Annotated in this window: 1 protein-coding gene (running past one end of the window); it reads right to left on the reverse strand. The window is 71.6% G+C overall.

Annotated features, from left to right (window positions below):
* Window positions 1-13,312, reverse strand: the 3' end of a protein-coding gene (locus ABGB08_RS22900) for an SDR family NAD(P)-dependent oxidoreductase (RefSeq protein WP_347593462.1). It continues 35,891 nt past the right edge of the window; the window shows 13,312 of its 49,203 coding nt (coding positions 35,892-49,203); its start codon lies off the right edge, out of view — the gene reads right to left on this strand; it ends in the stop codon at window positions 1-3.

The following is a 13,312-nucleotide window of genomic DNA, read 5'->3' on the forward strand; positions in this document are numbered from 1 at the left end:
TCACAGATCCTTGAGGCGGCCCAGCTCGCTTTCGATGAAGCCGAGAATGTCCTTGGTACTCGCCGATTCGAGCACTTCGGCGACGGTAATTTCACTAGTCTCCGTGCCGGTCTCGCTCACCGTCGCCAGCAGGTGGCGCAGCCGGGTGACGATGCCGTTTCTCGCGACCTCGTTCAGCGCGTGGCCGGAAAGCGCCGTCTCGAAGCGATTGAGATCGGCCAGCAAGGACAGTTCCGTGGCCTTGTTCTCCCCGGGCGCGATTTCCGCCAGGAGATGTTCGGCGAGGCTCGCGGGGGTGGGGTAGTCGAAGATGACGGTGGCCTGCAGCCGCAGTCCCGTCACCGCGTTCAGCCGGTTGCGCAGCTCCACCGTGGTGAGGGAATCGAAGCCCAGTTCGCGGAACTCCCGTCCCGGCTGGATCGCCTCTGCCGACTCGTGTGCCAGGACCAGTGCCGCCTGCGTGCGCACCAGCTCCGTCACCAGCCGCACCTGCTCGGCCTCGTCCAGTTCCGCCAGGCGGCGGACCAGTTCTTCCCCGCCCCCTGCGGAGGTGGAGGCCGCGGAGCGGCGGCCGACGCGGACCAAGCCGCGCATCAGGTGCGGGACCTCGCCCATCGCTCGCAGCACCGGCAGGTCCAGCCGCACCGGCACCACCATCGCCCGGGCCGAGGCGACGGCCGCTTCGAAGGCGGCAAGACCGTGCTCGGCCGACAGCGGCGGCATGCCCGGGCGGGTGACCCGCCGCAGCTCGGTGCCGCTCAACGTGCCGGTCATGCCGCTGTCCTGAGCCCACGAACCCCAGGCCAGCGACAACCCGGCCAGCCCCCGCGCGCGGCGCAGCTGGGCCAGGGCGTCCAGGAACGCGTTCGCCGCCGCGTAGTTGCCCTGACCAGGCGCACCGACGACACCCGCGAGCGCGGAGAAGACCACGAACCCGGCCAGGTCCATGTCCTGGGTGAGCTCGTGCAGGTGCCAGGCCGCGTCCACCTTCGGCCGCAGCACACTGTCCAGCCGCTCGGCCGACAGCGACGGGATCGTCCCATCGGCCAGCACACCGGCGGTGTGAATGATCGCGGTCAGCGGATGTCCGGCATCGATCCCGGCCAGCAGGTCCGCGACCTGGTCCCGGTCGGCCAGGTCACAGGTGGCGATCTCGACCTCGGCGCCGTACGCGATCAGCTCAGCCTGCAGGTCCACCGCGCCCGGAGCATCCAGGCCCCTCCGGCTGACCAGCAAGAGGTGCCGAACACCGCGTTCAACCACCACATGCCGGGCGAACAGCGCACCCAGACCACCGGTCCCGCCAGTGATCAACACTGTGCCGTCCGGAGCCCACGGACGAGCACCGTCCTCAACCGAGTCGATATCGGAGATGTCAGGGCTATCGGGCAGTACCCGCGCCAGCCGCGGCACCAGCATCTCACCCTCGCGCACCGCCACCTGCGGCTCGCCTGACGCCAGGACCCCGGCCAGCACCGGTGCGGAGATCTCGTGCTCGTCCGCGTCGACCAGCACGAACTGGTCCGGGTTCTCCGACTGGGCGCTGCGGACCAGACCCCACACCGCGGAAGCCGGCAGATCCGCGACCGTCTCACCGTCACCCGCGGCGATCGCACCCCGGGTGAGGAACACCAGACGCGAATCGGCGAACCGCTCATCGGCCAGCCACTGCTGCACGACCCCCAGCACCTGGGTGGTCAGCATGTGCGCCGACTCCACCGCTCCACCCGCCGGATCCGAGGCCACCTCCAGCACCACCACGGGCGGTACCGCATCCGCGGTGGCCGCTCCCAAGTCGTCCAATCCGAACACCGCCACGTCGCCGGTCTCCCCGGTCTCCGGCGTGCCCGCCACGGCCTTCCACTCGACCCCGAACAGCGATTCCCAGCCGATGCCGCGGTCCGGCCCGGCCAGTTCTCCGGCGGAGACCGGCCGCAGCCCCACCGACCGCGCCGACACCACCGGCGCGCCCGCCGCGTCGACCGCCGCCAGCTCCACCGAGTCGTCAGCGGTGCGGGCCAGCCGGACCCGCAACGCCGACGCTCCGCCGGCCTCCAGGGACACCCCGGCCCACGAGAACGGCACCAGGCCACCCTCGGAATCGTCAAGACCGGCGAAGATCACCGCGTGCAGCGCGGCGTCCAGCAAAGCCGGATGCAAACCGAACGCACCCGCCTCGGACTGCGCCTGCTCGGGCAGCGCCACCTCGGCGAAGATCTCACCATCGCGCTGCCAGGCCGCCCGCAGCCCCTGGAACACCGGACCGTATTCCAGTCCCTGGTCTGCCAGCTCGTCGTAGAAGCCGTCCAGTTCGACGGCGGTCGCGCCGGTCGGCGGCCAAACCGCCGCATCGAACGACCCTGCTGCCGGAGAACCGGTCGCGAGCGTGCCGGTGGCGTGCCGCACCCACGGCACATCCTCCCCGGCCTGCGCCGAGCGGGCGTAGACGTTCACGCTCCGGTGGCCCGACTCCTCCGGCGCGGCCACCGCGGTCTGCACCGCGACCGCCTCGCCCTCGCCCAGCACCAGCGGCGCGACCAGCGTCAGCTCCTCGACCACATCGCAGCCGACCTGGTCACCCGCCCGGACCGCCAGCTCAAGGAACCCGGTGCCGGGGAAGACCACCGTCCCGGCCACCGCGTGATCGGCCAGCCACGGATGCGTTCGCAGCGAGATACGTCCCGTCAGCACCATCCCATCGGAGTCGGCCAACCCGACCGCCGCGCTCAGCAGCGGGTGATCCGCGGCGGCCAGGCCCGCCGCCGCCACGTTCCCTCCGCCGGAACCGGCGCTGTCGGGCCAGTACCTGCGGTGCTCGAAGGGGTAGGTGGGCAGATCGACCCGGCCTCCCCTCGGGAGCACCGCCCGCCAGTCCACCGGCACCCCGTGCACGTGCAGCCGGGCCAGCGCCGTCAGCACCGCCGTGTGCTCGTCTCGATCCTTGCGCAGCACCGGCACGAGCACGTTGTCGATCTCCGCGGCAAGGGTGTCCTGGGCCATCGCGGTCAGGACCCCGTCGGGGCCCAGCTCCAGATAGGCCCGTACGCCCTGAGTCTCCAGCGTGCGGACGCCGTCGGCGAAGCGGACCGCGCCACGGACCTGGTCCACCCAGTAGCCCGGCGAGCACACCTGCTCGGTCGTGGCCGCCTGGCCGGTCAGGGTCGACACGATGGGGATACGCGGCGGGTTGTAGGCGAGCCTGCTCGCCAGCGTGCGGAAGTCTTCCAGCATCGGGTCCATCAGCGGCGAGTGGAACGCGTGCGAGACCCGCAACCGCCGCGTCCTGACGCCCTGGGATTCCAGCGCGGCGGCGACCTCAAGCACCGCCTCCTCGGCACCGGAGAGCACCAGCGAGGCAGGACCGTTGACCGCCGCGATCGACACCTCACCCGAACGCCCGGCCAGCAAATCGGCAACCTGATCCTCGGACGCCTGGACCGCGACCATCGCCCCACCCGCGGGCAGCGCCTGCATCAACCGCGCCCGGGCCGCCACCAGCGCGCACGCATCGCTCAGGGACAGCACCCCGGCCACGTGCGCGGCGGTGATCTCCCCGATCGAATGGCCGGCCAGCACATCCGGCACCACGCCCCAGGACTCGACCAGCCGGAACAGGGCGGTCTCCAGCGCGAACAGCGCCGGCTGCGCCCATCCGGTCTGGTCCAGCGCATCGGCTTCGGGCGTGCCCGGCTCGGCGAACAGGACCTCGCGCAACGAACGACCCAGCCCGATCGGCTCAAGCGAAGGCTCCAGCTCGGCGATCACCTCGTCCAGCGCCTGCGCGAACACCGGGAACCGGTCATACAGCTCCCGGCCCATGCCCGCCCGCTGACTGCCCTGACCGGTGAACAACACCGCCAGCTGCGGCTCCGCCCCGGCCACCGCGCGCAGCACACCCGCACCCGGCCGGTCCTCCGCCAGCGCGCCCAGCCCGGCAAGCAGACCATCACGGTCTCCGGCCAGCACCACCGCACGATGCTCGAACGCCGACCGCGTCGTGGCCAGCGCGAACGCCGTATCGGCCAGCGCAACCTCACCGCGCTCCCGCACATGCGAGACCAGCCGCTCGGCCTGCGCCCGCAACGCCTGATCCGTCTTGGCCGAGACCAGCACCGGCACCACACCAGCGGGCGGCGCCTGATCCTCCGCATCCGGACCGGCCGGAACCTCCGGCCCCTCCTCCAAGATCACGTGGGCGTTGGTGCCGCTGATCCCGAAGGAGGAGACACCCGCCCGGCGCGGACGGCCGGTCCGCGGCCATTCGGCGGGCTCGGTCAGCAGTTCCACCGCGCCCGAGGTCCAGTCCACGTGCGAGGACGGCTCGTCCACGTGCAGCGTCTTGGGCAGCACGCCATGCCGGAGGGCCAGCACCATCTTGATCACACCGGCGACACCCGCCGCCGCCTGCGTGTGACCGATGTTGGACTTGATCGCGCCCAACAGCAGCGGGCGGTCCTCCTGCCTGTCCTTGCCGTAGGTCGCCAGCAGCGCCTGGGCCTCGATCGGGTCGCCCAGCGCGGTTCCCGTGCCGTGTGCCTCGACCGCGTCCACCTCGGACGGCGACACTCCGGCATTGGCCAGCGCCTGCCGGATCACCCGCTGCTGCGAGGGACCATTTGGAGCGGTCAGGCCGTTGGACGCGCCGTCCTGGTTGATCGCCGAACCACGGACGATCGCCAGCACCTGATGCCCGTTGCGGCGGGCGTCCGACAGCCGCTCCAGGACCAGCATGCCCACGCCCTCGGAATAGCTGGTGCCGTCCGCCGTGTCGGCGAAGGCCTTGCACCGGCCGTCCTGCGCCAGCCCGCCCTGGGCGCTGAAACCGATGATCCCCAGCGGCGAGGCCATCACCGTCGCGCCACCGGTCAGCGCCAGATCGCACTCGCCCGAGCGCAGCGCCTGCACCCCGAGGTGCATCGCCACCAGCGACGAAGAACACGCGGTGTCCACCGTCACCGCCGGGCCCTCAAGACCCAGCGTGTACGAGAGACGGCCGGACAACACGCTGGCCGACAGACCGGTGACGCCATGGCCTTGGACATCCGCCTGAGCGCTCACGATCAAGCTTGAGTAGTCCTGGCCGTTGGTGCCGACGAACACGCCGGTCTGGCTGCCCTTCAGCGAGACCGGGTCGATCCCGGCCCGCTCGACGGCCTCCCACACCCCTTCCAGCAGCAACCGCTGCTGCGGGTCCATCGCCAGCGCCTCACGCGGCGAGATCCCGAAGAACCCGGCGTCGAACCCGGCCACATCAGGCAGGAACCCGCCCTGATCGGTCGCGCTGCTGCCCCGGCCGGCCGACCCGAACAGCATCTCCATGTCCCAGCCGCGATCGGTGGGGAAGGGGGTGATCGCGTCCTCGCCTTCGGACAGCAGCCGCCACAGCTCTTCCGGCGAGTTCACCTCGCCGGGGAACCGGCAGCTCATGCCCACAATCACGATGGGATCGCCCGCGACTCCCGCCTTCTGCGCGGCCACCACACCCGAGGCCACGGCCTGGTCCTGGCGACCCAGCAACTCCGACACCAGGAATCGGGCCAGCACGGCCGGCGTCGGGTAGTCGAACACCAGCGTGGCCGGCAGCCGCAGCCCCGTCGCCGTGTTCAACCGGTTACGCAACTCCACGGCGGTGAGGGAGTCGAAGCCCAGCTCGCGGAACTCACGCCGCGGCTGGACCGCGTCCGCCGACGGGTGCCCCAGCACCACCGCGGCCTGAGCGCGCACCAGCTCGACCACCAGCCGCACCTGCTCGTTCTCGCCCAGCCCGACCAGCCGCCGTACCAGCTCCGCGTCGCCGGCCACCGGGGTGGAGACCGCCGATCGGCGGCCTGCCCGCACCAGGCCCCGCATCAGATGCGGCACCTCAGGGAACGTGCGCAGGACCGGTAGATCCAGCCGCACCGGCACCACCGCCGGCTGCGCCGACGTGGCAGCCGACTCGAACGCCGCGAGTCCTTCCTCGGGCGACAGCGGCGGCATGCCCGCCCGCGCTATCCGGCGCAGCTCGATCGCGCCGAGGCCACCGGTCATCCCGGTTTCCTGCGCCCACAAGCCCCAGGCCAGCGACAACCCGGGCAGCCCCTGCGCCCGGCGCAGCTGGGCCAGCGAGTCGAGGAACGCGTTGGCCGCCGCGTAGTTGCCCTGACCGGCGTTGCCCAGCACCCCCGCGAGGGAGGAGAAGACCACGAACGCCGCGAGGTCCAGGTCCTTGGTGAGCTCGTGCAGGTGCCAGGCGGCGTCCACCTTGGGACGCAGCACCGCGTCCAGCCGCTCCGGCGTCAGCGCGGGAATCGTGCCGTCATCCAGCACACCCGCCGTGTGAATGACCGCGGTCAGCGGATGCTCGGCCGGCACCTGCGCCAGCAGGGCAGCCACGTGGTCCCGGTCGGACACATCGCAGGACGCGATCGTGACCTCGACGCCGTGCGCGATCAGCTCGGCCTGCAACTCCACCGCACCCGGAGCCTCCAGGCCCCGGCGACTGGTCAGCAGCAGATGCCGCACCCCGCGCTCGGCCACCAGATGCCGGGCGAACAGCGCGCCAAGGCCACCGGTCCCGCCAGTGATCAACACTGTGCCGTCCGGATCCCACGGCCGTTCGACCTGGGGGCCGGGCACCACCCGCGCGAGCCGGGCCACCCGCACCTCATCCCCGCGCACCGCCACCTGCGGCTCGTCTGACGCCAGCACTCCGGCCAGCAGCGATACGGAGATCTCCTGATCGTCCACATCGACCAGTGCGAACCGGCCCGGATTCTCCGACTGGGCGCTACGGACAAGACCTCGAGCTGCGGCCACCACCGGATCCGGCGCCGCTTCGCCCTCGGTCGCGACCGCAGCCCGAGTAAGGAACACCAGACGCGAGTCGGCCAACCGCTCATCGGCCAGCCACCGCTGTACCAGATCCAGAACGCGGGTGGTCAGCGCATGCGCCGACTCCACCACTCCGGCGGCCGGATCCGTGATCAGCTCCGTCAACACCACGCCCGGGACCGGACCCGACTCCAGCAGGGACGAGAGATCCTCGTGGACCGAAAGTCCGCTCGACTCTTCGGCCGCGTTGTCGCCGGCTGCCCGCAACGCCGCTGCGGCGCCCAGTGTGTCCCGGCCGAGCAGGCCCACCGTTGCCGGTGCCCCAGCGGCCTCCGGCGTACCGGCCATGGGGGCCCACTCCACCCGGAACAACGCGTCCCGCCCGGCGTCACGACCATTCAGAGCGAGCTGCTCGGTGGAGATCGGTCGCAGGACCACCGACCGGGCCGTCACCACCGGCGACCCGGACGCGTCGACCGCGCTCAGCGACACAGCGTCGTCGCCCGCCCCGGCCAGCCGTACCCGCAGCATCGAGGCGCCGCCCGCGTGCAGGCACACCTCACCCCAGGAGAACGGTTCCTGGACAGCCTCGGCATCGGCGATCGGCGTCACCTGCAGGACCGCGTCCAGCAACGCCGGGTGCAACCCGAACGAATCCGCTCCGCCGACGTGCTCCGGCAAGCTCAGCTCGGCGAAGATCTCACCGTCAGCACCCTGCCAGGCCGCCCGCAGACCCTGGAACGCCGGACCGTATGCCAGCCCTCGGGTGGCCAGCTCATCGTAAAGGCCATCCAGGTCGATGGCGGTCGTCCCGGCTGGGGGCCACACCGCCGCGTCGAACGGCACGGCTTCCGGAGCACCGGTCGCGAGCGTGCCGGTGGCGTGCAGCACCCACCGCACATCATCGGCCGCGTCCGCCGACCGGGAGTAGACGCTCAGGCTTCGGCGGCCCTGCTCCTCCGTGGCATCGACCCATACCTGGACCGCGACGGCCGCACCCTCGCCCAGCGCCAGCGGCGCGACCAGCGCCAACTCCTCCACCAAATCGCAGCCGACCTGGTCACCCGCCCTGATCGCCAGCTCCACGAACACGCTGCCCGGCACCACCACCGAGCCCGCCACCATGTGATCGGCGAGCCACGGCTGGGCGCTCACCGACAACCTCCCGGTCAGGACCACCCCGTCGGAGTTGGCCAGCGACATCGCCGCGCCCAGCAGCGGGTGCCTTGTCGCGGACAGGCCCAGCACACGGGCATCACCGCTCTGCTTGGCGTTCGGCCAGAACCGCTGGTGCTGGAAGGCGTAGGTCGGCAGATCGACCCTGCGCCCACCGGCCAGTACCGCCGGCCAGTCCACCGCCACGCCGCGCACGAACAGCTCGGCCGCCGAGACCAGGAGACGGTCCAGCCCGCCTTCATCCCGGCGCAAGGTCCCGGCGATCACCGCGTCCACCGCAGCCTCGTCCACGCACTCCCCGATGCCGATCGTCAGCACCGGGTGCGGACTCACCTCCACGAACGCCCGGTATCGCTGCTCCAGCAGCTGCCCGATCGCCGGGGCGAAGGCCACCGTGTTGCGCAGGTTGTCACACCAATACGCCGCGTCGAGTTCCGGCCCTTCCAGCCACTGACCGGTCACCGTCGACAGCATCGGCACCCGCACCGGACGCGGAGCCACTTCCGCCAGGACCTGGGCCAGTTCCGCACCGATCAGATCGACCTGAGCCGAATGCGAGGCATAGTCCACCGCGATACGCCGGACCCGCACCTCATCCGCGGCAAGCCGCTCAACCAGTTCCTCGACCGCGACGACCTCACCGGCCACCACCACCGAACTGGGGCCGTTGATGGCCGCGACCGACACCCGGCCATCCCAGACGGCCAGCCGCTCACGGACCCGCTCGACCGGCAACGCCACCGACGCCATCGCGCCAAGCCCCGCCAGCCGGTCGGCGATCAGACGGCTGCGCAACGCCACTATCCGGGCACCGTCCTGCAACGAGAGGCCACCCGCGACCACGGCGGCGGCGATCTCGCCCTGCGAGTGGCCGACCACGGCGTCGGGGCGAACACCCAGGGACTCCCAGACCGCGGCCAGCGACACCATCACCGCGAAGGACACCGGCTGGACCACATCCACCCGATCCAGCGACGGAGCGTCCTCGGCCTGCCGGATCACGTCCAGCAGCGACCAGTCCACGAACGGCTCCAACGCCGCCGCGCACTCCGCCATCCGGCCCGCGAAAACCGGCGACTCCTCAAGCAGCCGCCCGCCCATGCCAACCCACTGCGCTCCCTGACCCGGGAACACCCACACCGACTTCCCATCGACGTCGGCCACTCCCGCGATCACCCGAGCCGCCGACTCACCGGCCTCGACCACGGACAGGCCCGCCAGTAGTTCCTCGCGGTCGTGGCCGACCACCACCGCGCGGTGCTCGAACGCCGACCGCGACACCACCAGCGAGAACGCCGTGTCGACCGGGTTCAGATCGCCGGCCTCCACGTGCGCCGCCAGACGACGGGCCTGGCCACGCAACGACTCCTCGGTCTTCGCCGAGACCACCCACGGCACGACACCCGGCGCCTGTTCCACCGGCTCCGTTACAGGAGCCTCCGGCCCCTGCTCCAAGATCACGTGCGCGTTGGTGCCGCTGATCCCGAAGGAGGACACGCCCGCCCGGCGTGGGTGACCGTTCTGCTGCCACTCCACCGGCTCGGTCAGCAGCTCCACCGCGCCAGAGGCCCAGTCCACGTGCGACGATGGCGCATCCACGTGCAACGTCTGAGGCAGCACCCCGTGCCGCATCGCCAGGACCATCTTGATCACACCGGCCACACCCGCAGCCGCCTGCGTGTGACCGAGGTTCGACTTCACCGAACCCAGCAGCAGCGGCCGGCCCTCCTCCCGATCCTGCCCATAGGTCGCCAGCAGCGCCTGCGCCTCGATCGGGTCACCCAGCGTCGTACCCGTGCCGTGCGCCTCGACCGCGTCCACGTCCGCGGCGGACAATCCCGCGACGGCCAGCGCCTGGCGGATCACCCGCTGCTGAGAAGGACCGTTCGGCGCGGTCAGCCCGTTCGACGCGCCGTCCTGGTTGACGGCGGAGCCACGCACGACCGCGAGCACATGGTGGCCGTTGCGGCGGGCGTCAGACAGCCGCTCCAGCATCACCAGGCCGACGCCCTCGGACCAGCCGGTGCCGTCCGCGGTGTCGGAGAACGCCTTGCACCGCCCATCGCCGGCCAGCCCGCCCTGCGCGCTGAAGTCGATGAACACGCCCGGCGTGGCCATCACGCTCACGCCGCCGGCCAGCGCCAGATCGCACTCGCCCGAGCGCAGCGCCTGCGCGGCCATGTGCATCGCCACCAGCGACGAAGAACACGCGGTGTCCACCGTCACCGCCGGACCCTCAAGACCCAGCGCGTACGCGACACGGCCGGTGAGGATGCTCCCGGCGCTACCGGTGCTGACGAAGGTCATCACATCCGGCGAGAACTCAGCGCTCATCCCGTAGTCGTGGAAGATCGCCCCGGCCCACACACCGGTACGGCTGCCGCGCAACGAGACCGGGTCGATCCCCGCCCGCTCGACCGCCTCCCAGGACGCCTCCAGCAGCAACCGCTGCTGCGGATCCATCGCCAGCGCCTCACGCGGCGAAATACCGAAGAACCCCGGATCGAATTCGGTCGCGTCAGCGAGGAACCCGCCCTGGAAGCCCAGCTCGCCCTGCACCTGCCAGCCCCGGTCCCTGGGCACCGGGGAGATGGCGTCCCGGCCGTCGGCGACCAGCCGCCACAGATCCTCCGGAGAGCTCACCTCGCCGGGGAAGCGGCAGGCCATCGAGACGATGGCGATCTGGTCGTCCGCCACCGCGGTGGCGACCACCGGCGGAATCGCGTCGCCGTGCACGCCGAGCAGTTCACTGAGCAGGTACTCGCCGAGTGCGGTGGGGGTGGGGTAGTCGAAGACGAGGGTGGAGGGCAGGCGCAGCCCGGTGGCGTCGTTGAGCCGGTTGCGCAGTTCGAGCGCGGTCAGCGAGTCGAAGCCCAGCTCACGGAACTCACGCCGGACATCCACCCCCTCCACGGAGGAATGTCCGAGGACGGCGGCGGCCTGCGCCCGGACCAGGTCCACCAGCAGCTGGATCCGCTGCGGGTGGGCCAGAGCGGCCAGCTGCCGGGACAGCGCCTCGCCCGCGCCACCGCCTCCGGCCGCCGACAGCGCGGCGGCCGTACGGCGAGTGCCCCGCACCAGCCCGCGCAGCAACGGCGGCACCAGGTGAGCGGGCATCGCCGACAGGTTCAGCCGCACGGGGACCACAAGCGGTGAATCCGAGCCGATGGCCGCGTCGAACAGCGCCAGCCCCTGCTCGGTGCTGATCGGTGGAATCCCGGCGGCGGCCATCCGCTGCACGCTGGCCTGCGACATGCCCCCGGTCATCCCGGTGGCCTGCGCCCACAGTCCCCAGGTGAGCGACAGCCCCGGCAGCCCCTGTACCCGGCGCTGCGCCATCAACCCATCCAGCCAGGCATTGGCCGCCGCGTAGTTGCCCTGCCCCGCGTTGCCTATCAGCCCGGCCAGCGAGGAGAACACCACGAACTCGGCCAGGTCCAGGCCCTGGGTCAGCTCGTGCAGATGCCAGGCCGCATCGACCTTCGGCCGCAGCACCGCGTCCACTCGCTCCGGTGTCAGCGAGGGGATCGTCCCGTCATCCACGATTCCAGCCGCGTGAATCACCGCGGTCAGCGGATGCTCGGCGTCGACCCCGGCCAGCAGGCCGGCCACCGCGTCCCGGTCGGCCATGTCGCAGGCGCTGATGGTGACCCGGGCGCCCTGATCGCTCAGCTCCTGGTGAAGCTCTGTCACACCGGGGGCGTCGGGGCCTCGGCGGCTGGCCAGCAGCAGATGCCGCACCCCGTGCGCGGCCACCAGATGGCGGGCCACCTCCGCACCCAGGCCACTGGTGCCGCCGGTGACGAGCACGGTGCCTTCCGGGTTCCACCGGCGCGGCATGGTCAGCACGATCTTGCCGGTGTGGCGGGCCTGGCTCATGAACCGGAACGCCTCACGGCCCCGGCGCACATCCCACGCCGTGAACGGCAACGGCCGCAACTCACCGACCGAGATCAGTTCCATCAACTCGGTCAGGATCTGCTGCAGCCGCTCGGCACCGGCGTCCAGCATGTCGAACCAGTGGTACGTCAGCCCGGGGAACTGCGCCTGGTCGCGGATGTCCAGCTTGCCCATCTCGATGAACCGGCCGCCCGGACGGAGCAGTCGCGCCGAGGCGTCGATGGGCTCCCCGGTCAGCGAGTTGAGCACCACATCGATGCCCCGCTCACCGCAGACCGCGCGGAACTGCTCCTCGAAGTCCAGGGTCCGCGATGAGGCAATGTGATCGTCGGGGATGCCCAGCGAGCGGAGGACGTCCCACTTGGCGGGACTCGCCGTCGCGAACACCTCGACCCCCAGCCGCTGGGCCAGCTGGATCGCCGCCATGCCCACGCCGCCCGTGCCGGCGTGCACCAGGAGCGACTCGCCCGACCGCAACCCGGCCAGATCCATCAGCCCGTAATAGGCGGTCAGGAACGTCACCGGGATGGTCGCCGCCTGCTCGAACGAAATCCCGTCGGGGATCTTGGACAGGACCTGGGAGCTGGTGACCACCGGGCCGAACGCGCCTTCGGTCAGACAGACCACCCGGTCCCCCGGGCGCAGGTCGTCGACCTCGGGGCCGACCTCCAGCACCACGCCGGCGGCCTCGCCGCCCATCAGGCCGACCTTGTCCTGGAACCAGCCCAGCGCGTGCAGCGCGTCCAGCAGGTCACGGAAGTTCACGCCCGCCGCGTGCACCGCCACCCGCACCTGCCCGGCCGCCAACGGCTCGGCCGTCCCCGGGTAGTTGATGAGCTCCAGCGCGTCCAGGCTGCCCTTGGCCCTGCTCCCCAGCTTCCACGCCGTACCGGACGGAGGCAGCAGACCCGCCCCCGACGCCAGCGATGCCAACCGCGGCGCCCGCACTCCACCGCCACGCACCGCCACCTGCGGCTCGCCGGAAACCAGCACCCCACCCAGCAACCCGCCCAGCGCACCGAGCCGCACCGACTCCTCATCCACGTCCACCAGCACGAACCGGCCCGGGTTCTCCGCCTGCGCGCTGCGCACCATCCCCCACACCGCCGCGGCCGCCAGATCGGTGACCTCCTCGCCGTCGCCCGCCGCGACCGCCCCCCGGGTGAGGAACACCAGTCGCGACTCGGCGAACCGCTCCTCGGCCAGCCAGCTCTGCAACAGGCCCAGCACCCCACGGGTCACCTGATGCGTCGAGGCCACCGCGTCCGCACCCGACGCGGTCTCGACCTCGGCCAGCACCACACCTGGCACCGAGCCCGCCTCGGCCAGCGCCGGAAGATCATGATGAACCGCGACCGAATCCCACGTCCCCGCCAGACCCAGCGCGTCCGGCTCGAAGGCCGTGAAGCCGACGATCGCCACC

The sequence above is a fragment of the Acrocarpospora sp. B8E8 genome (genome assembly GCF_039871605.1).
Taxonomy (GTDB): Bacteria; Actinomycetota; Actinomycetes; order Streptosporangiales; family Streptosporangiaceae; genus Acrocarpospora; species Acrocarpospora macrocephala.